Source organism: Nitrospirillum karajorum, assembly GCF_036348415.1.
GTDB classification, from domain to species: domain Bacteria; phylum Pseudomonadota; class Alphaproteobacteria; order Azospirillales; family Azospirillaceae; genus Nitrospirillum; species Nitrospirillum amazonense_B.
The window spans coordinates 1,345,192-1,364,980 of sequence record NZ_JAZBQB010000003.1 but is presented as its reverse complement, the minus strand read 5'-3'; the positions used below and the strand labels follow the sequence as shown (position 1 = coordinate 1,364,980).

Here is a 19,789-nt window from a genome sequence, read left to right as displayed (position 1 = left end):
GCAGACGACCATGGCGCCCACCGGCCAGCCGCGTTTCGTGACCATCGCCCCGGAGACGGGGTTCGACGTCGACCTGGACCTTCGCTATGCCACGGCGGACAACCTGACGGGAAGCCCCCTGTACGCGCGTCCGGCCTGCCTGCTGCACCCGGAGGCGGCCGAGCGTCTGGCCCGCGCCGTGGTTCGCGCCGGCGCGCTGGGCTTGCGGTTGCGGGTGTTCGACGCCTATCGCCCGCCCCAGGCGCAATGGGCGCTGTGGCGCGCCCTGCCCGACCCGGTGTTCATCGCCGACCCGCGGTCAGGGTCCAACCACACGCGGGGTGTGGCCGTGGACCTGACTCTGGCCCAGGCCGATGGAACGCCGTTGGAAATGGGGACCTGCTTCGACGACATGAGTCCGCAGGCCCATCACGGGGATGACACGGTCAGCCCAGCGGCCCAGCGCAACCGGGCCCTGCTGCTGGGCATCATGGCCGTGGCGGGCTGGACGCATTATCCGGCGGAGTGGTGGCATTACCAGTTGCCGGACGCCCACCTCCACCCGCTGGTGGACGACGGCGCCCTGGGCCCAAGGCTGGCAGCCTGAACCCAGGGCCGGGACGACGGCGACCGACGGGGTCAAACTATGCTGCACGCCTCTTCGAACGCCAGGCGCGGCAGGCGCGGGAAGACCTTGGACGGATCGCCGTAGCCCAGATTGCACAGGAAGTTGGACTTCACCGTGCCCCCAGGGAAAAACTCGGCGTCCACCTTGGCGTTGTCGAAACCGGACATGGGCCCGCAATCCAGCCCCAGGGAACGGGCGGCCAGTATGAGATAGGCGCCCTGAAGGGTGCCGTTGCGGAAGGCCGTGGTGCGGGCCAATTCCTCGCTGCTGGTGAACCACGACCGGGCGTCGGCGTGGGGGAACAGGCGGGGAAGCTGCTCATAGAATTCCAGGTCGTGGCCGATGATGGCGGTGACCGGTGCCGTCATCGTCTTTTCCGTGTTGTTGCCGGACAGGGCGGGCTTCAGCCGCTGCTTGGCCTCGGGGCTGGTCACGAAAACGACGCGGGCGGGGCTGGCGTTGGCGCTGGTGGGTCCGAACTTGAACAGGTCGTACAGCTCACGCAGCAGGGCCTCGGGCACCGGCTTGTCCAGCCAGCCGTTCTGGGTGCGGGCGGTACGGAACAACAGGTCCTTGCCTGCCTCGCTCAGGGGTTCGCTCATGGGTATGGTTTTCCTGCCTGGTGATCGTCCGGGTTGGCCCCGGACGGTGCCGGGGATCGGTGGCGCCAACACTGCCGGTCCGGCGCCACCGGGAAAATCAAGAAACCATCAAGAGCGCCGGGTGGCCACGACAACCTGGGACGCGACCATCAGCTGGCGCGCTTCACCTGCACCACGATCTGCTGCGGTTCGTTATGCAGCACCGCCTGATCGAAGTCGCGCAGGTTGTTGCTGCGGATAAGGGAGCGCACCGCCTTCACGTACACCGGCCCCAGTTCCGAATACTTGTCCAGCGTGTTGAGCAGCAGCAGGGTGTCCAGCGGCTTGCCCTGTTTACGCAGGGTGGCGCGGGTGGCGCGGAACTGCGCGTAGGCGTCATGCGTGTTCAGGTTCTGCATGTAGACGCGCACGCACTCCAGCAGATCCTCGAACTTGCGGAAGCGGGAGGTGTCACCGGGATGGCGGTTGCGCGGGGTGATGCCCTCCTTCTCCTCTTCCGACCAGGTCAGCTGGCCGAACAAGGCGTTGCCATGCTGGGCGAAGCGGGAGGTGCCCCAGCCGCTTTCCTCCGCCGCCTGGGCCAGCGCCATGGACACCGGCACCACGTCCACCCGGCGCAGCAGGGCGTCCAGGTCGATCTTGCGGGTGGGGTCCATGCCGTAGCGGGCGGCCAGGCGGGCCACCCACACCTGGTCCAGCGGCGACAGGGCTGCGCCAGCAGGGGCAGCAGCAGCCGTGGCCGGGACGGCCTCGGCGGCACCATGGGGGGCCACGCCCGGTGCCAGGGTATGGATGGCGGCCGCCACGACCTTTCCGCCCACCGGTGCATTCACCGGAGCAGCGGCGGCGACGTTGGCATTGACGGACACGGCGGCCGGGCCACCGGCCTTGGCGGCATCGGCCGGTATGCCCTTCATGCTGTCGCGCAGGGCGGTCAGGCGGGCGCGGTCACGCTCGATCTCCTCGTTCACCAGCAGCACCAGGGGCAGCATGGTGTTCACGAAGATCTGCTTGCGATCATCGACGCTGTCCATCTTGCCCAGGTCACGGGGCAGGCCGGCCAGCACGATGCGCGGTACGGGACGCTCGCCGGTACGCACCTCATCCAACGTGAAATTCTTTTCCTTGAACAGGGCCAGCAGGTTCTGCGCGTCCAGCTTGGGCTGGACGGGGGCGGGTTGCTGCGGTGCCTGGGCCAAGACCGGAGGGGTCGGGCGCGTCACGGGGACAATGAAACCGGTGGGGGCCAGAAGCGGACCGCTTCCAGACGCCAGCTCAGCGAGGGTTAACGGGAACACCGCGAAAACCATCACGAGCACGGAACCAATAGCCAGCCAGCGCTGCGCGGGAATCCCCGCAGTGTCGACCTTCGCCATTAATGAATGCTCCGAACAGTTACCGAGGAACGTCCAGACGCCCGCCCCATCGATCGCGTCCACAGCTTAGGGACATAGGGCGACCGGGGTACGCGTCCATGGGACGTTTTTGCTGCCGGAAATCAAATCCGGGATAATCCGTTCAGCCATGCCCAATGGGCCCGCCACTATGTGGGCCATTCTCCAGGCCGGCATGGCTGGACGGGAACTTACACCCAGGTGGGGACGCTTTTCCGTCGCTCCCCCCATCGGGTACCGCCCACAAACATCCTTCCCCCGTCCTTTGTTGGGGGGTGGGCGGCGCGCATACTAGCGGGCTGCGCGAACTTCGACAACCTCAGGAATGTAGTAACGCAGCATGTTTTCGATGCCGGCCTTCAATGTCGCCGTCGAGCTGGGGCATCCGGCGCAGGAACCCTTCATGCTCAAGTAGACGATACCCTTGTCGAAACCGTGAAAAGTGATGTCGCCACCATCCTGTGCCACGGCGGGACGGACGCGCGTGTCCAGCAATTCCTTAATCTGGGTGATGATCTCGGAATCTTCTTCTTCACCCGCGCTATGACCGTCTTCCGCCTCGTCCAGCAGGACGGGGCGGCCGGCGGCGAAATGTTCCATGATCCGGCCCAGAATCTGGGGCTTCAGCGTGAACCAATCCTGGTTCCCGCCCTTGGTCACGGTGACGAAATCACCGCCCAGGAAAACGCGTTCCACGCCATCGACGTCGAACAGCGCCTGCGCCAAGGGCGAGCGGTCGGCAGCCGTCCGGTCGGCAAAGTCGGCCGTCCCCCGCGCCAACACCTCCCGGCCCGGAATGAACTTCAGGGTGGCCGGATTGGGGGTGTCCTCGGTCTGGATGAACATCTGGAAAACCTTGAAAGACAACACGGAAATGCGGACTTAAAATACGACAGCGCGCCGTATGTGCATCAGCATTTTAGCCAAAATGGGGCGACTGTCCGCCAATATCAAGGCGCCAGGCAGCAAACCCGGTCTGCGCGACCCTCCGCCGCAACTGGCACGGCCTCGAAACAAGCCCGCGAAATCGCGGAATTCCTGCGGAATTAGTGGCATCTGGGCAGAGGATCCGTCCCCGCGACTGCAACCATTGGCGTATTTTAAAAGTACGGATTTTCAAAAGCGGAATGACGGCCATCACGGCTTTTAAAAACGGTCACAGTTTTAAAACAGCCCCGCAACGAGTCAAAATACACCCCCTTGGGATGTGGGAAGTGGTCAGGTGATCGCGTCCAGTTGCAGGTCGTTCAGCGAACCGGGAACGATGGTGATGGGGATGCGCAACGTGCCCGACATCTTGCCCACGATATAGGTGATGAGGGGGCCGGGCCCGGCGGTGCCGGTGCCGGCGGCCAGCACCAGGATGGAGATGGAGGGTTCCTCCGCGATCAGGGCCAGTAGTTCGTCCCGGGTGTCGCCCTCGCGCAGATAGAGGGCCGGGGGGAACCGCAGATGTCCACCACGTCGCGGGCCAGGCGCTGCAGCAGCTGCTCCGCCTCTTCCCGGCGCTCCTGGCGCATCAGGTCCTCCACTGCCGCCCAATGCTGGAAGTCGCCCGGCTCTATGCAATGCAGCAGGGCGACGCGGCCGCCGGTGCTGCGGGCGCGGCGGGCGGCATAGTGCAGGGCGACGGTCATCTCCTCCGTCTCATCCACCACCACCAGGAAGATGCGGGTGGGGCCATCGGCAGCGGGGGAGACGCCAGGGGTGGGATCATCGATGGACATGGGACGCGGCACCCATCTGTTGAACCGGTTGAAACGATCGGGCCATCAGCCCTTGCGGAACACGCTGCCGGCCAGCCAGCCGGCACCGACCGCCAACAGCACGCCCATCACGCCATAAGCCAGGCCGTCATGCTGGGCGAAGTCGAAGATGTCGGCGGAAAAGCCGATCTTGCTGACGGCCAGGGGCGTCGTCTGCGCCCCCACCACGTCACGGTCGCGGATGAGATAGACACTGACGGTGTATAGGCCGATGGGCACGTTGGCGGGGAAGCTGATGGAGGTGCGGAACAGGCGCTGGCCCAGGAACACCACCTCCCCCACCTCGGTGCCGTAGAGGCCCTCGCGCTGCTTGTTGCGGATCAGGGCGGCGCGAAATTCCGCCACCGTGGCCGCGTCAGCATCGACGCGGGGCAGCATGCGTACATGGTCGAGGCCGATTTCATGGCGCTGGGCGACCGCCGGCGGCAGCAGCGCGTCCAGCGGCTTGTTGCTGGCGACACCGTAGAAGCCGGGAACGTGCGAGAACTTCAGGGTCTCATTGTTGATCCAGATGCCGGCGATGCGGTCCTTGCGCCGCACGGTCTGGGATGTCTCCGGCCCCTCGATCACCACGGCGACATCGCCGGGCTGGTCTATGGCGCCAAACAGCACCACGTCGGTGCCGGTGAAGCCGGTGGTGATGGCGATCAGGTGGCTGGACAGATCCGCGACCAGGGTCTGGGCCCGCGCGGGCGTCCACGGTGCGGGCATGCAGAATGCCAGCAATGCCAGCATCACCATCATCCCCTTGCCGCGCGGCGCCTTCATTTGGGGCCTGCCGTGGTGGTGATGGAATAGAGGTCGTCCGGCGTCAGCACCAAGTCCACCGCCAGTTTCACCGCCACGCCCAGGACGGTCAGCGCCAGCAGGGCGCGGGCCTGTTCGCCCTTGAGGTAGCCGCTGGCGCGGGACCCCAGCTGCGCCCCCAGCACGCCGCCGACCAGCAGCATGAGGGCCAGCAGGATATCGACCGTATGGTTGGTGGCCGCCTGCAGCACGGCGGCCACGCCCGTGGTCAGGATGATCTGTAGCAGAGAGGTGCCGGCCACCAGGGTGGTGGGCATGCCCAGGATGTAGATCATGGCCGGCACCAGCAGGAAGCCGCCGCCGATGCCCATGATGGCCACCAGCACGCCCCCGATGAAGCCAATGCCCACCGGCAGCAACACGCTGATGTACAATCGCGAGCGGGGGAAGCGCATTTTGAACGGCAGGCCATGCAGCCAGGTGTGGTGGTGCAGCTTGCCCCGCGTCGCCCCCTTACGGCGGCCGCGGAACAGGGCGCGCACGCTTTCCATCAGCATCAGGCCGCTGATGCCGCCCAGGAAGATGACGTAGGACAGGGAGATGACCAAATCGATATGGCCCAACCGCTGCAGCATGCCGAACAGCAGGACGCCCAGCACGGTGCCGACGATGCCGCCGGCCTGCATGACCAGGCCCAGCTTCACATCCACGTTGCGCTTGCGCCAATGGTACATGACGCCGGAGACGCCGGCCCCGACCAGCTGGTTGGCCTGGGTGCCCACCGCCACCGCCGGCGGCACGCCGATGAAGATCAGCAGCGGCGTCATCAGGAAGCCACCGCCCACGCCGAACAGGCCCGACAGGAAGCCGACCATGGCGCCCAGGCCCAGGACCCAGAAGACGTTGACCGACATTTCGGCGATCGGCAGGTAGATTTGCATGGGACCCTTAAGGCGTGCCGGCCATGAAGACCACTCTACCTGAGCGGCCAGGCATGGGCCATGGGACTTGGCCGTCCGCCCAAAAGAAAAGCGGCACGGGAACGGGCCCCATGCCGCTGATCTCAAAGCCCCGGAACCCCTGTGCGGTTTACGGCCGCAGCAGGCCCACGATGTCCTTCACCTCGGCCATGGTCTGGGCCGCGATCTCGTTGGCTTTGTCAGCGCCCTTGCGCAGGATCCGGTCCAGCTCGGCCGGGTCGGCCAGCAGCTGGTTCATCTTGGCGGTGATGGGCGACAGCTTGGCCACCGCCAGGTCGCACAGATCGGCCTTGAAGGCGGAGAAGGTGGCGCCGGCGTGGCGGGACAGGGCGTCCTGCTTGGAGATGTTCTCCAGCGCCGCGTAGATGGTGACCAGATTGTCGGCCTCGGCCCGCTTGGCCAATTCCTCCAGCGTGGCCGGCAGCGGCTCCGGATCGGTCTTGGCCTTGCGGATCTTCAGGGCGATGGCGTCGGCGTCGTCCGTCAGGTTGATGCGGCTGTAGTCGGACTCGTCCGACTTGCTCATCTTCTTGGTGCCATCGCGCAGGCTCATCACCCGGGTGGCCTCCCCCAGGATCTGCGGTTCCGGCAGGGGGAAGACGTCCTTCTCATAGAAGCGGTTGAAGGCGCCGGCGATGTCGCGGGCCAGTTCCAGGTGCTGCTTCTGGTCCTCGCCCACCGGCACGTGGGTCGCCTTGTACAGCAGGATGTCGGCGGCCATCAGCACGGGATAGGCATAGAGGCCCAGGGCCGCCATGTCCTTCTGCTTGCCCGCCTTCTCCTTGAACTGGGTCATGCGGTTCAGCCAGCCCATGGGGGTGTGGCAGGAGAAGATCCAGGCCAGTTCCGAATGGCCCGACACGGCCGACTGGTTGTAGATCAGGTTACGGTCGGGATCGATGCCGGCGGCGATGTAGGCCGCGGCCACGGCGCGGATGTTCTTGGTCAGCGTCGGGGCGTCCTGCGGCAGCGTCAGGGCGTGCAAATCCACGACGCAGAAGATGCATTCATACTGGTCCTGCAAATCCACCCAGTTCCGCAGCGCGCCCAGGTAGTTGCCGAGGTGGAGCAGGCGGGTCGGCTGCATGCCGGAGAAGATGCGGGTCATGGGATGGAAACCTTGGGCCAGATGATAAAACCGGATGGGGAAGGTAGGGCCCCGCCCCGCTTTCGGTCAAGCCGGAGGGGCCCCTGTCTTCCCGTGAACTGTTACTTCCGCCGCCGCCGCAAGCGCGCCAGGAAGTCGGAAATGACCACGCCGCGCAGCGCGACGACGGCGATGCCATAGACCGCCAGGCCCGCCGTCACCAGGGCGGCCAGCGCCGGCACGCGCACCCAGACACTGTCCATGAAATAGGGGTCCAGCACATGGGCCAGCGGTACTAGGCATCCGGCCATGACCAGGCTGGCCGCCAGGATGCGCGGCGCCCGGGTCAGCAGCTGGCGGTCCAGCCGCAGCCAGCCGCGCCGGGCCAGCGACAGGGCCAGCAGGCTGATGTTGCCCCAGGCGGTGATCGTGCTGGCAAGCGCGATGCCGACATGGGCCAGGGGCGTGTACAGCGCCAGCACGGTGGCCAGAACCATGTTGCCCACCAGGGTGGCGATGGCGATGCGCATGGGGGTGCGCGTGTCCTGGTGGGCGAAGTAGATGGCCGTCAGCACCTTGGACGCGACATAGGCCGGGATACCGGGGGCGTAGACGGCCAGGGCCAAGGCGGTCTGGTGCGCCTCCGCCAGGCCGAAGCGGCCGCCGTGGAACAGCGCCTTGTAGATGGGTTCCGGCACCAGGCCCAGGGCGAAGGCCGCCGGCAGGGCCAGCAGCAGACCGAACTCGATCCCCCGGCTGACATGATGGTCGATGGCGTCCCGCTCCCCGGCCTGCACATGGCGCGACAGGGTGGGCAGCAGGGCGGTGCCGATGGCGATGCCGATGACGCCCAGGGGCAGCTGGTTCAGGCGGTCGGCATAATAGAGGTAGGAGATCGACCCCGAGGGCAGTAGGGAGGCCACATGGGTGCCGATGATCAGGTTGATCTGGATGACGCTGGCGCTGATGGCGCCGGGCACCATCTGGCGGAACAGCCGCCGCAAATCCGGCGTCAGGCGCGGCCAGGTGAGACGCAGGCTTACCCCCGCCCGGTGGCAGGACACCGCCAGCCAGATCATCTGCACCATGCCCGAGATGGTCAGGCCCCAGGCCTGGCCCAGATTGGCCTCAAGATGCAGCCAGACGGTGCAGCCCAGGGCGGCGATCATGCAGATGTTGAAGGCGATGGGCGCCGCCGCCCCCGGCGCGAACCGCCCCAGGGCGTTCAGCACCCCGGTCTGCAGGGCGGTGATGGAAATGAACATGAGATAGGGGAAGGTGATGCGCCCCAATTCCACCAGGCGGGAGAAATGGTCCGGCTGGTCGGCGTAGCCGCTGGCCAGGCCCAGCATCACCCAGGGCATGGCCATCATCACCAGGGCGGTGATGGGCAGCAGCACCAGCACCATGAAGGACAGCGCCTGGTCGGCGAACTGGTCCGCCGGCCCCCGCCCCCGCGCCTTCAGGTCGGCGGAGTACATGGGCACGAAGCTGACGGTGAAGGCCCCTTCCGCGAACATGGAGCGGAAGTAGTTGGGCAGCCGCTGCGCCACGATGAAGATGTCGGCTGACACCCCCGCCCCCAGCACCCAGGCGGTCAGCAGGTCACGGACGAACCCGCCGACGCGGGAGATGAGGGTGAGACCGCCGACGGTGGCGGTAGCGCGCGCGAAGCTCATAGTGCCCGCGCATTATCCGAAAACGGGCGCAGGCGCCAGATTTCATGTTCCCTCGGGTGCCGGGCGCCGGCAACCGCCGGCTTGGTTTTCTCGCTTTCCAGCCCGCTGACGCTCCCGAAAAGCTCCGGCGGCCCCGGTCGGGGCCTAGGGAAAACTGAAACAGGCCCAGGCCACGCAGCACGTCCGTTGACCTCACTCAGCCGCTGCGGCGGTGGAGCGACGCCGGGCTGGCGGCTTGGCCTTGGGCTGCTCCGCCGCCGGGTCCGGCTCGTCCAGCACGGCCAGCAGTTCCTTGCGGATCTGGGCCAGCTTGGCCTCATGCGCCACCTTCAGGCCGAAGATGTCCTTCACATAGAACACGTCGACGGCGGCGTTGCCGTAGGTGGAGATCTTGGCCGAGGCGATCTGCAGGTTCAGCGCCGTCAGCGCCCGGGTCAGGTCATACAGCAGGCCGGGGCGGTCGCGGCCGTTGACCTCGATGACCGTGTAGCCGGCGCTGGCCTTGTTGTCGACCAGCACGCGGGGTGGCACGCGGAACACCCGGGTGCGCGACGGCAAGGGCGAGGCGCGCTTCGCCAACTCCGGCGCCAGCTTGATATCGCCGGCCAGCGCCTTTTCCACGCTGGACTTCAGCCGCGCCCGTTTATCCCCGCTGTCGAAGCGGGCGCCACTGGTGCCGGCACCCTGCAGGGAGAAGACGTCCAGCGCCATGCCATTGGTCATGGTGGTGATGCGCGCGTCCACGATGTCGCCGCCGGCCAGTGCCATGGCTCCCGCCAGGCGGGAGAACAGGCCGGCATGGTCGGCGGTGTAGATCGTCACCTCCGTCACCGAGCGGCCGGGATCGTAGCGGGTCTCGATGGTCAGCGGCGCCTGCTTGGCCTCCGCCTCATGGATCAGGCGGGCATGCTGGGCCAGGGTTGGCGGATCGAAGGCCAGCCAGTAATTGGGGTAGCCCAGCGCCAGATGGTGGTCGACATCGGCCGGCGACCAATCCGTCAACTGGGCGCGCAACGCGCCTTGCGCGTTGATGATGCGCGCCTCCCGCCCGTCGGACCCCACGACGCCGCCGGACATCATTTCCTCGGCCCGCCAGTACAACTGGCGCAGCAGCGTGGCCTTCCAGTTGTTCCAGCGGCCGGGACCCACGGCGCGGATGTCGGCCACGGTCAGGACCAGCAGCAGTTTGAGACGTTCCGGCGACTTCACGATATCGATGAAGTCGCGGATGGTCTTCTCGTCATCCAGGTCGCGCTTGAAGGCGACGATGGACATGGTCAGGTGCTGGCGCACCAGCCAGGCCACCGTTTCCGTCTCCTCCTCCGTCATGCCCAGGCGGGGGCACAGCTTTTCCGCCACCTTGGCGCCCAGGATGGAGTGGTCGCCACCCCGACCCTTGGCCACGTCATGCAGCAGCAGGGCGACCGACAGGGCGCGCTTGGAACTGAGGGTATGGATGACCTCGCAGGCCAGCGGCACCTCGTCCTTCAGGTTGCCCTTGTCGATGTCGTGCAGGATGCCCATGGCGAACAGCGTGTGCTCGTCCACCGTGAACATGTGGTACATGTCGTACTGCATCTGGGCCACGACCCGGCCGAAATCCGGCAGGAAACGGCCCAGTACCCCGGCCTCGTTCATGCGGCGCAGCGTGACCTCGGGATCCTTGCGCGACCCCAGGATTTCCAGGAACAGCCGGTTGGCCTCCGGATCATTGCGCACCTTGGGACCCAAGGCGGAGATGGAGCGCGCCAGGGCGCGCAGCGCCTTGGGATGGATGTCCAGGTTGTGCCACTGCGCCACGCGGAACAGGCGCACCATGTCCACCGGCTTGTCGCGGAAATGCCGCTCGTCCCGGATGCTGAGACGGCCGTTGTCGATGACGAAGCCTTCCAGCTCACTGGGCTTCAGCCGCCGCAGGAAGGCGAAGCGGGGCGGCCGCTGGCTTTCCTGTTCCAGGGTGGCGCACAGGATGCGGGTGAGGTCCCCCACATCCTTGGCCATCAGGAAGTAGTGCTTCATGAAGCGTTCGACGTCGCTGGTGCCGGCGTGGTCGGTATAGCCCAGGCGGCGGGCCATCTCGCCCTGCACGTCGAAGGTCAGGCGATCCTCGCCCCGGCCGGTCAGGTAGTGCAGGTGGCAGCGGCAGGTCCACAGGAAGTTCTGCGCCTTGGCGAAGCGCTGCGCCTCCTCGGCCAGCAGCACGCCGTTGGCCACCAGATCCTTCACCTTGTCGACCTGATAGACGTACTTGGCGATCCAGAACAGGGTCTGCAGATCGCGCAGGCCACCCTTGCCCTCCTTCACGTTCGGTTCCAGCACATAGCGGCTGTCGCAGAACTTCAGGTGGCGGCTGTCGCGCTCGGCCAGCTTGGCCTCGATGAAGGCGGGGCCGGTGTGGGCCACCACCTCCTTGGCGAAGCGCTTGCGGAACTCGGTGAACAGCTTGTCGTCACCGTAGAGGAAGCGGGCCTCCAGCAGGCTGGTGCGGATGGTGATGTCGCCCAGGGCCTGGCGCACGCACTCATCCACCGACCGCACGGCGTGGCCGACCTTCAGCCCCAGATCCCACAGCAGGTACAGGACGTATTCCACCACCTGCTCGATGCGCGGCGTGCGCTTGTACGGCAGCAGGAACAGCAGGTCGACGTCGGAGAAGGGCGCCATCTCCTTGCGGCCATAGCCGCCGGTGGCCACCACGGCGAACTGTTCACCCCGGGTGGGGCCCGCGGTCGGGAAGACACGGTGCAGGGCGAAGTCCGCCAGCGACACCACGATGGCGTCGGTCAGCGCCGTGGCCTCACGCAGGCAGACCTCCCCCCGGCCGCCACCTTCCAAGCGACGGCGGGTCTGGGCGCGGCCCTGGTCCAGCGTCTGGCGCATCAGGGCCAGGATACCGACGCGCAAGGCGTCCGGCCGCAGATCGCCATCCGCCAGGTTGGCCAGGCGGGTGGTCAGCAGTTCGGCCGTTGGCAGGGCTTCCACCACCCGGTCGTCTTCCGGCGGCGCGCCCGCCTGTGCGGAAGAGGCGGTAGGGATGGTCTTGGCGGTGGAAGACATGGGGCGGCGGGTCTCTGGCAAAGCCCGGCGTGTCAAACCGGCCAGGCGGGCATCATCCAGGATCGGGGCACCAGCACTGCGGGTCCCGGGACGGACGGGGAGTATGGCACAAACTTTTTCCCACGCATCACTCCATGCGCGGGCCGATGCCTTGCCTAACCATTTAGCGTCGGACGGGGTCGGCGACGCGCTGGCTGGACGGTCCAGCACGTCCGTGCCACCCGATCCTGATCTTCCGGGGGTTTCCCCCCTGCCCTTTGTCCCATGGCCGCCTCCCGGATTTTGTTGTTTCGATTCCCAGGCTTCAGGCTGACTACCTTTTTTGGGCCCCTTCCCTGTCCCGGGGCCCTTCCTGACGCTATCGGCCCCCCTCCGGCGCATCGCCGCGCCGCGGCAGAAACCGGGGCACCAGCGACAGGCGCCGGGCGTTTGCCGAGGCGGCACGGTGGATGGGGGCCAGGCCCAGCCCGCCCAGGCGGCTGGTGGCGTGGCTGAAACGGGTGAAAGCGCCGGTGGCGGCGCGCAGGGTTGAGGTGACCAGGCGGCGTTCCGCCGTCACCCAATCACCGGGATGCCATGAAGACCAGGTGGCGCGGGCGAATTCGCCCAACGCGTCCACCTGGTGGTCGCGCCAGCGCCACCACGCGTCCTGGAAGGCGCGCATGCCGCCCACCAGGGCAAGGGCGGAGTCCGCGAACGCCTCGACCTTCTCACGGCCCATGCGCTCAAATTCGGGGTTGGTGCCCAGGGCGACCGGGTCGCCGCCGGTCTGGGCCAGCAGGCCGAGCCGGGCGGTGATGGTGTGGGCCGAGGCGAAGGCGGTCTCATGCACCCGCGTCGCCACCCGGTCCAGTTCCACCTGGGCCCGCTTCAGGTGCATGGCCTCCGGCGTGCCGGGAAGAACCATGCCGATGCGCCCCCGGCGCGGCCGCTTGGTCGGTCGCGGGGCTTGGGGGTAAGGGAAATGCCGGTCGGGCACGTAAGCGCTCCCCATGTTGCGCTGCGTTGTTGCACCGCAACATTAGGGGAAACGCCGACAACCGTCCACAGGGGAAGTTGTGTCCTCACCTGAGACGAAAGTTGAATTGTACCCAGGGCCGATGTCTACGCAGCCGGTCAGCCGGCGGCGGCGGCCAGGCCGGCGGCCAGATCGTCACGCAGGTCGTCCGCATCCTCCAGGCCCACGGACAGGCGCAGGGTGCCGGGGCCGATGCCCACCTTGGCCTTCTCATCATCCGTCAGACGTTGGTGGGTGGTGGTGGCGTTGTGGGTGATCAGGCTTTTGGCATCGCCCAGGTTGTTGGAGATCTTGATGATCTTCAGCGTGTTCAGCAGGCGGAACGCCGCCTCCTTGCCACCTTTCACGTCGAAGGTGATGAGCGTGCCGCCGCTCTTCATCTGGCGCATGGCCAGGTCATGCTGCGGATGGCTGGGCAGGCCGGGATATAGCACCGTCGCCACCGCCGGGTGGCTTTCCAGGAACTGGGCCAGCGCCAGGGCGGATGTGGCCTGTGCGTTGACGCGCAGTTCCAGCGTCTCCAGGCCCTTCAGCAGCACCCAGGCGTTGAAGGGGCTCATGGATGGGCCGGTGTGGCGCAGGACGGGGGAGATCAGGGCCGCCACCTCGTCATCACACAGCACGGCGCCGCCCAGGCAGCGACCCTGGCCGTCGATATGCTTGGTGGCGGAATAGACCACCACGTCGGCGCCCAATTCCTTGGGCCGTTGCAGGACGGGGGTGGCGAAGACGTTGTCGACCACGACGCGGGCCCCGGCCTTGTGGGCCAGATCCGCCACCGCCGCCACGTCCACCACCTGCATGGTGGGGTTGCTGGGGCTTTCCAGGAAAACGACGGTGGCCGGGGTGGACAGCGCCTCTTCCCACTGCGTCAGATCCGTGCCGTCCACCAGGGTGCACTGGATGCCGTAGCGCGGCGCCAGATCCTTGATGATGTAGAGGCAGGAACCAAACAGTGCGTGCGGTGCCACCACCCGGTCGCCGGCCTTCAGCAGCCCCATGACCGCCAGATGCACGGCCGCCATGCCACTGGCCGTGGCGATACAGCGGCTGAAGCCCTCATAGCCGGCCAGCCGTTCCTCCAGCATGACAACGGTGGGGTTGCGGAAGCGGGAATAGACGAAGCGCGAGCCATCGTTGACGAAGGCGGCCTCGGCCTCCTCGGCACTGGCGTAGATGAAGCCCGAGGTCAGGAACAGCGCTTCGGAGGTTTCCTCGAAGCCGCTGCGGCGTGTGCCGCCATGCACCAACTGGGTGCGCGAACGGTACGTGGGGGCGGTGGAAGCGGGATTGTCAGGCGTCTGGCCCATGGCCGTCACTCCGATCATAAGGCAACCGCGACCGGCGAGGGCGGCGGCGTGGTCGGTGTACCTTATGTACGGCCCGACCTTTTAGCAGCTTGTTTAACGTGGTCTGCAAGCCGGTCAGCAAATCACCACGGGCACCGTTTTTAGGCCCAGGCCGGGGCGAGCGTCAACGGCGACCTTGTCATCGACACAATGCAAGGACGGCCCCCAGGGGCCCTGGGAAGGCCCAGGATATATTGGGCGGTTGCCGGCCAGCCGCTTCCGTGCTAGTCCCGCGCGCGTCAGTCCGCTTCTGCGGAATAGCTGATTTGCTTTTACCGGGAGTCCCAGACCTATGTCCGATGAGACCAGCCTGAACGGCGCCGCCAACGGAAGCACCGCCACCGAAGGCGCCGGCATGCTGCCGCTGGTGGTCAATGCCCAGTACGTCCGGGATCTGTCGTTCGAGAACCCGAACGCCCCCGCCAGCCTGATGAACGGCCAGCAGCCCAAGGTCGACCTGCAGGTCGACGTGCAGGCCCGCAACGTGGCGGAAAACGTCCATGAGGTCGCGCTGAACATCCGCGCCGAGGCCAACCACGACGGGCGCACCGCCTTCATCGTGGAACTGTCCTACGCCGGCATCTTCTCCATGCCGCCCATGCCGGTCGACCAGACCCGCGCCGTCCTGCTGATCGAGGCGCCGCGCCTGCTGTTCCCGTTCGCCCGCGCCATCGTGTCCGACGCGGTGCGCGACGGCGGTTTCCCGCCGCTGATGCTGCAGCCGCTGGACTTCGTGGATCTGTACCGCCGCCAGGTGCTGGCGGCTGAAAAGCCAGAAGACATGGCCCAGGCGTAAGTCTTGATACGGGCGTAAGCCCGGCTACTGTTGCCGATCAAAGCCGCCCGGCGCCTCACGGCCCGGGCGGTTTTCTTTTGCCGGAAAGAAAGATCAACCGCGCGCGGCGCGGATCAGGGCGTCGACAGTGACGGCATCGGCGCCAGCAGGAACCGTCGCCAAGGGCAGGCCATAACCGTCCAAGCCGGCTAACGCGGCCTTGGTGCCCGCCACAACCTGCCAATCGCCAACGCCGTCCGCCAGCACAGCCTGCGCCTCGCGCGCGGACGCCGCCAGGGTGATCTCCAGGCCCAGCGTTTCCAGCGCGCCGGCCAGCCTGTCCATGGCCCGACCGACAAGCAAGACGCGCAGCGTGGCCACCGGACGCGGACGGGGCACCCGCGCCACCAGCAGCCGCGCCTCTTCCGCCGCCGCCAGGATGCGGGCGGCGAAATCCTGCTCCATCCCCCCCGCCGGCAGATCCACCGCCAGCAATGAGGAATAGCCGTGGATGGCCGTCAGCAGGTTGTTCAGATCATGCAGGAAGGTGGCGGGGACCATGCGGCCCTCCACCTTCGCCTCATCGGTGTTGTCAGGGGATTGGCCGATGGGCGCGGCCATCAGCTGGCGATGCCCATCTCCACCGCGCGCATCACCGCCTGGGTGCGGTTCTTGGCGCCCAGCTTGCGGCAGATGCCCCGGACGTGCAGCTTCACCGTCACCTCTTCCAGTTCCAGCGAGCGCGCGATCTCCTTGTTGGAGCGGCCCTGCAGCAAGTAGTCCAGCACCTCGCGTTCACGCCGGGTGAAGCTGGCGCCATCGGCGGTGTCGGCGGTGTTGAGATCGGCCGGGATGAAGCGCTCACCCTGCAGCATGGTCTGGATGGCGGACAGCAGTTCCGCCGCGCTGAGCGTCTTGGGCAGGAAACCCACCGCACCGCGGGTGAAGGCGCCCCGGATCTCATCCGGCCGGGCCAGGCCCGACATCAGCGCCACCTTCAGGGCGGGAAATTCGGTGCGCACCTGCTGCAGGCCATCAAGGCCGTTCATCCCCGGCATGCGCAGGTCCAGGATCAGGAGGTCGATGGCGCTGTCCCGCCGCAGCACCGTCACGGCCTCATCCACACTGGCGACACCCACGACGACCGCACCCGGCGCCTGTCTCTCGATGTGCGAAGACAACGCATCGCGTACCAGACCATGGTCATCGGCAATCATTAAGCGCATCTGAGACGACCCCCGGCGGTTGTTCTATCCAAAAGGATAGACACTAAGCCATGCTATTTGAACCTTTTTTCAGCGTCTGCAAGGGTCATGCAAGCAGAAAATGCTTATAGGCTGCAATTGAGTATGACTAAGCCGCAGATCGGGGCTGTGGGCGCAAAGGCCGTGCCGCTATGGTTAACGAATGGTTTACGATCCTTCTGCTGTTTTATTTCTCAATAAAAAAGGTGCCACCGATAAACGATGGCACCTTTGATATCGTTACTAGAATTCTTCTTACTGGTTCATGCTCTCGAAGAATTCCGAATTCTGCTTGCTCTGCTTCAGCTTGTCGATGAGGAATTCCACGGCGTCGGTGGCGCCCATCGGGTTCAAGATGCGGCGTCAGGATCCACATCTTGGCCATGGTTCCCTTTTCCACCAACAACTCTTCCTTTCGGGTGCCGGACTTCTGGATATCGATCGCGGGGAAGACGCGCTTGTCCGACAGCTTGCGGTCCAGAACGATTTCCGAGTTACCGGTACCCTTGAACTCTTCGAAGATCACTTCGTCCATGCGCGAGCCGGTGTCGATCAGCGCGGTGGCGATGATGGTCAGGCTGCCGCCTTCCTCGATATTGCGGGCGGCGCCGAAGAAGCGCTTGGGGCGCTGCAGGGCGTTGGCGTCCACACCACCGGTCAGCACCTTGCCCGAGGACGGGACCACGGTGTTGTAGGCACGCGCCAGGCGGGTGATGCTGTCCAGCAGGATGACGACGTCGCGCTTGTGCTCGACCAGGCGCTTGGCCTTTTCCAGCACCATCTCGGTCACCTGAACGTGACGGGTCGCCGGCTCGTCGAAGGTGGAGCTGATGACCTCGCCCCGGACGGAGCGGGCCATGTCGGTCACTTCTTCCGGACGCTCATCGATCAGCAGGACGATGAGGTAAACTTCCGGATGATTGGTGGCGATGGAATGGGCGATGTTCTGCAACATCACCGTCTTGCCGGTGCGGGGCGGCGCCACGATCAAGGCGCGCTGGCCCTTGCCCAGCGGGGCCACCAGGTCGATGACCCGGGTGGTCATGTCCTTCTTGTTGCGGACCGGATCCTCGATTTCCAGCTTCAACCGCTCTTCGGGGTAGAGCGGGGTCAGGTTGTCGAAGTTGATGCGGTGACGCACCTTGTCCGGGTGGTCGAAGTTGATGGACCCGACCTTGAGCAGGGCGAAATAGCGCTCGCCATCCTTGGGCGAGCGGATCTGGCCTTCCACCGTGTCGCCGGTACGCAAACCGAAGCGGCGCACCTGGCTGGGGCTGACGTAGATGTCGTCCGGACCCGGCAGATAGTTGCTCTCGGGCGAGCGCAGGAAGCCGAAGCCGTCCTGCAGAACCTCCAGCACGCCCTCGCCGAAGATCGGCACGTCGTTTTCGGCCAGCTGCTTCAGGATGGCGAACATCATGTCCTGCTTGCGCAGGGTGCCCGCGTTCTCGATCTGCAGCTCTTCCGCGAACGCCAGCAGCTCGGCGGGCGACTTAGCCTTCAACTCTTGGAGATTCATCTTCGTCCTGTCGGGGAGACCCGGGATGGAAAGACGACGGGCTTGGCCGTCGGCCCCGGCCTCATGAAATAGGGTGTGTGGGGTGGAAGGATGGCATCGCCTGGGAAAAAGAACGGCAACACCGGGGATGGGAAGTTCGGGGAAATTTGGCCTCGCTGCGCCCATCCCGGGGAGGGGGGCGGGGATGCCTCACGAGCCTGGCGCCCGGTTACGGGGCGACTCGGGATCACCCCGATGTTACGGGCCTTGACCTGTTTCAGGATTAGTACAGGAACCGAGGACAAGTCAAAACAAAAAGACCCGGATCCGGCGGGCGCAACGGACTTAGGCCTGAATAGCCTGGGCTGGGCCTGGAACTTGAACGGCACAATAACGGGGGAGGGTCAGAACGGCCGCACGATGACCAGGATGACAATGCCGATCATCAGCAGGGTCGGCACCTCATTGGCGATGCGGTAGAAGCGCTGCGGACGGGTATTGCGATCCTCCGCGAACTCGCGGCGCCAGCGCGCCATGGTCATGTGGGCCACGGTCATCAGCACCACCAGCGCCAGCTTGGCATGCAACCAGCCGGCACCCTTCAGCAATGCCGGATCCAGGGTGATCATGGCCAGGCCGCAAGCCCAAGCCACGATCATGGCCGGGTTCATGATGGCCCGCAGCAGGCGCCGCTCCATGACCTTGAAGGTTTCCGACTGGGGGGATCCCACCGGCGCGGCGCAGTGATAGACGAACAGCCGGGGCAGATAGAGCAGGCCCGCCATCCACGAGATGACGGCGATGACGTGGAGGGCCTTGATCCAGAGATACATGGGGTAGCCTCGCCCGGTTAACCGCGTTGGCCTCTTATGACGGTCATACCGCCTGAGGGCAACCGGCTTTGCCGGCGGGGCACAGGCGCAGGCCCGTGCCGCACAGCACCGGCCCGCCTGATGCGCGGGTCAGAGCCTGGCGGACCAGACCGGCCAGGCCCTGGATGAAGGCGGCTTCCACCCCCACCGTCGGCACCCTGACGAAATAGGGCACGCCCTGTTCCTGCGCCAGGTGGCGATACTCGTGCTCGATCTCCACCAGGGTTTCGGAATGTTCGGAGACGAAGGCGATGGGAGCGACCACCACCGGCACCTTGTCCTGGCCGGCCCGCCGGATCTCCTCATCCGTCGACGGGCCGATCCACTTCATGGGACCGACACGGCTCTGATAGCAGGAAACCCAGTCCAGTCCGTCGATGCGCAGTGCCTTGACCACCGCCTGGGCGGTGCGCTCGCACTGGAATTGATAGGGATCGCCGTCCTTCACCACCTTTTCCGGCAGGCCATGGGATGAGAACAGCACACGGGGCTTGCCATGCTGCGAGGCCTCCTCCACGGCGGCCCGCACCAGCTTGGCCGTGGCGGCGATGAAGCCCGGCTCATCCGGGTAGCAGCACAGGGCCCGGCTGGGCGCCTTCAGTCCCGCTGCCTTGGCCGCACGGTGCCAGTCCTTGAGGCTGGAGGCGGTGGTGGTGGTCGAGAACTGTGGATACAGGGGCAGTAGGATCACCTCATCCGGTTCCCAGTCCTTTACGTCATGGGCCACGGCGTCGCTGAAGGGATGCCAATAGCGCATGCAGACGAAGGCCCGGACGGTTCCGATGTCCCACAACTGCTGTTCCAGCGCACGGGCCTGCGCTTCGGTGTTGGGCAAAGGGGGGAACCGCCGCCCAGCGTCCGGTAGATCTCCTGGGCGACCTTGTCGCGCCGGCTGGAGATCAGGTGCGCCACCATCTGCCGCAAAGGTGCCGGCAGCCGGATGATGGCCGGGTCGCGGAACAGGTTGTAGAGGAAGGGGCGCACCGCCTCCAGACGATCGGGACCGCCCAGATTGAACAGGACGACGGCGATGCGCCGGCCACGGGCGGTCTTGGGCGCCGCGTCGGACGCGGTCTCGGGAAGGGGCAGCGGGCTCATGGGGGCTCGGTCGGCG

The 19,789-nt window shown here is 66.2% G+C and carries 19 protein-coding genes, 1 pseudogene and 1 riboswitch; of the genes and pseudogenes, 2 read left to right on the top strand and 18 right to left on the bottom strand.

The annotated features are described in order from the left end of the window. Window positions 1–10 precede the first annotated feature (10 nt). Complete coding sequence (gene ddpX / locus UCD39_RS20015) at window positions 11–586, top strand: D-alanyl-D-alanine dipeptidase (protein WP_330497570.1); 576 nt, start codon at window positions 11–13, stop codon at window positions 584–586. Between the two features lie 32 nt (window positions 587–618). Here the strand turns inward: ddpX and UCD39_RS20010 are convergent, their stop codons facing one another. From UCD39_RS20010 to metZ, 12 genes are all read right to left on the bottom strand, one after another. After that, the gene (locus UCD39_RS20010) at window positions 619–1,209 is read right to left on the bottom strand and encodes a malonic semialdehyde reductase (protein WP_330497569.1); all 591 of its coding nucleotides are present in this window, start codon (window positions 1,207–1,209) and stop codon (window positions 619–621) included. Window positions 1,210–1,358: 149 nt separating this feature from the next. Continuing rightward, entirely contained in the window at window positions 1,359–2,432 is a 1,074-nt protein-coding gene (locus UCD39_RS20005; RefSeq protein WP_330497568.1) for a glucosaminidase domain-containing protein, read from the bottom strand. Between the two features lie 462 nt (window positions 2,433–2,894). Beyond that, on the bottom strand, window positions 2,895–3,449 hold the full coding sequence (locus UCD39_RS20000) for a NifU family protein (protein ID WP_330497567.1): 555 nt from the start codon (window positions 3,447–3,449) through the stop codon (window positions 2,895–2,897). Between the two features lie 372 nt (window positions 3,450–3,821). Next, the gene (locus UCD39_RS19995) at window positions 3,822–3,962 is read right to left on the bottom strand and encodes a hypothetical protein (RefSeq protein ID WP_330497566.1); all 141 of its coding nucleotides are present in this window, start codon (window positions 3,960–3,962) and stop codon (window positions 3,822–3,824) included. Window positions 3,963–3,991: 29 nt separating this feature from the next. Beyond that, entirely contained in the window at window positions 3,992–4,330 is a 339-nt protein-coding gene (locus UCD39_RS19990) for a universal stress protein (RefSeq protein ID WP_330497565.1), read from the bottom strand. 45 nt (window positions 4,331–4,375) lie between these two features. After that, the gene (locus UCD39_RS19985; protein WP_330497564.1) at window positions 4,376–5,137 is read right to left on the bottom strand and encodes a TIGR02186 family protein; all 762 of its coding nucleotides are present in this window, start codon (window positions 5,135–5,137) and stop codon (window positions 4,376–4,378) included. Continuing rightward, window positions 5,134–6,057 (bottom strand): sulfite exporter TauE/SafE family protein, encoded by a 924-nt coding sequence (locus UCD39_RS19980; RefSeq protein WP_145735262.1) that lies wholly within the window; start codon window positions 6,055–6,057, stop codon window positions 5,134–5,136. The genes UCD39_RS19985 and UCD39_RS19980 overlap by 4 nt, the downstream gene beginning before the upstream one ends. Window positions 6,058–6,205: 148 nt before the next feature. Then, window positions 6,206–7,204: a tryptophan--tRNA ligase gene (trpS, locus tag UCD39_RS19975; protein ID WP_145735261.1), complete on the bottom strand. Its 999-nt coding sequence runs from the start codon at window positions 7,202–7,204 to the stop codon at window positions 6,206–6,208. A gap of 101 nt (window positions 7,205–7,305) precedes the next feature. Then, window positions 7,306–8,862, bottom strand: coding sequence for a murein biosynthesis integral membrane protein MurJ (gene murJ, locus UCD39_RS19970; protein ID WP_330497563.1), 1,557 nt, complete (start codon window positions 8,860–8,862; stop codon window positions 7,306–7,308). A 192-nt stretch (window positions 8,863–9,054) separates the two neighbouring features. Beyond that, a complete protein-coding gene (locus UCD39_RS19965) occupies window positions 9,055–11,919 on the bottom strand; it encodes a [protein-PII] uridylyltransferase (protein WP_330497562.1) in 2,865 nt (954 codons plus the stop codon). A gap of 358 nt (window positions 11,920–12,277) precedes the next feature. Next, entirely contained in the window at window positions 12,278–12,898 is a 621-nt protein-coding gene (locus UCD39_RS19960) for a hypothetical protein (protein ID WP_330497561.1), read from the bottom strand. A gap of 137 nt (window positions 12,899–13,035) precedes the next feature. After that, window positions 13,036–14,247 (bottom strand): O-succinylhomoserine sulfhydrylase, encoded by a 1,212-nt coding sequence (gene metZ / locus UCD39_RS19955; RefSeq protein ID WP_330497560.1) that lies wholly within the window; start codon window positions 14,245–14,247, stop codon window positions 13,036–13,038. A gap of 61 nt (window positions 14,248–14,308) precedes the next feature. Then, a riboswitch (SAM riboswitch) is annotated at window positions 14,309–14,386 on the bottom strand. A 192-nt stretch (window positions 14,387–14,578) separates the two neighbouring features. On the opposite strand from metZ, the gene secB reads away from it, so the two are divergent. Next, entirely contained in the window at window positions 14,579–15,082 is a 504-nt protein-coding gene (gene secB, locus UCD39_RS19950) for a protein-export chaperone SecB (RefSeq protein WP_145735257.1), read from the top strand. A gap of 93 nt (window positions 15,083–15,175) precedes the next feature. Here secB and UCD39_RS19945 read toward each other — a convergent pair whose 3' ends face one another. The 6 genes and pseudogenes from UCD39_RS19945 to UCD39_RS28580 all read right to left on the bottom strand — a co-directional run bounded on the left by UCD39_RS19945 (window position 15,176) and on the right by UCD39_RS28580 (window position 19,773). Further along, window positions 15,176–15,682 carry a hypothetical protein gene (locus UCD39_RS19945; protein WP_330497559.1) on the bottom strand — a complete coding sequence of 169 codons (507 nt, stop codon included), beginning with the start codon at window positions 15,680–15,682 and terminating at the stop codon, window positions 15,176–15,178. Continuing rightward, window positions 15,682–16,287: a response regulator transcription factor gene (locus tag UCD39_RS19940; RefSeq protein ID WP_145735255.1), complete on the bottom strand. Its 606-nt coding sequence runs from the start codon at window positions 16,285–16,287 to the stop codon at window positions 15,682–15,684. Before UCD39_RS19940 ends, UCD39_RS19945 begins: the two co-directional genes overlap by 1 nt. Before the next feature lie 273 nt (window positions 16,288–16,560). Continuing rightward, window positions 16,561–17,824: pseudogene (rho, locus tag UCD39_RS19935) on the bottom strand (transcription termination factor Rho). A gap of 383 nt (window positions 17,825–18,207) precedes the next feature. Further along, entirely contained in the window at window positions 18,208–18,636 is a 429-nt protein-coding gene (gene hemJ, locus UCD39_RS19930; protein WP_330497558.1) for a protoporphyrinogen oxidase HemJ, read from the bottom strand. A 43-nt stretch (window positions 18,637–18,679) separates the two neighbouring features. Then, a complete protein-coding gene (hemH, locus tag UCD39_RS19925) occupies window positions 18,680–19,468 on the bottom strand; it encodes a ferrochelatase (RefSeq protein WP_442943682.1) in 789 nt (262 codons plus the stop codon). Then, window positions 19,387–19,773 carry a ferrochelatase gene (locus UCD39_RS28580; protein ID WP_442943681.1) on the bottom strand — a complete coding sequence of 129 codons (387 nt, stop codon included), beginning with the start codon at window positions 19,771–19,773 and terminating at the stop codon, window positions 19,387–19,389. Before UCD39_RS28580 ends, hemH begins: the two co-directional genes overlap by 82 nt. Window positions 19,774–19,789 lie beyond the last annotated feature (16 nt).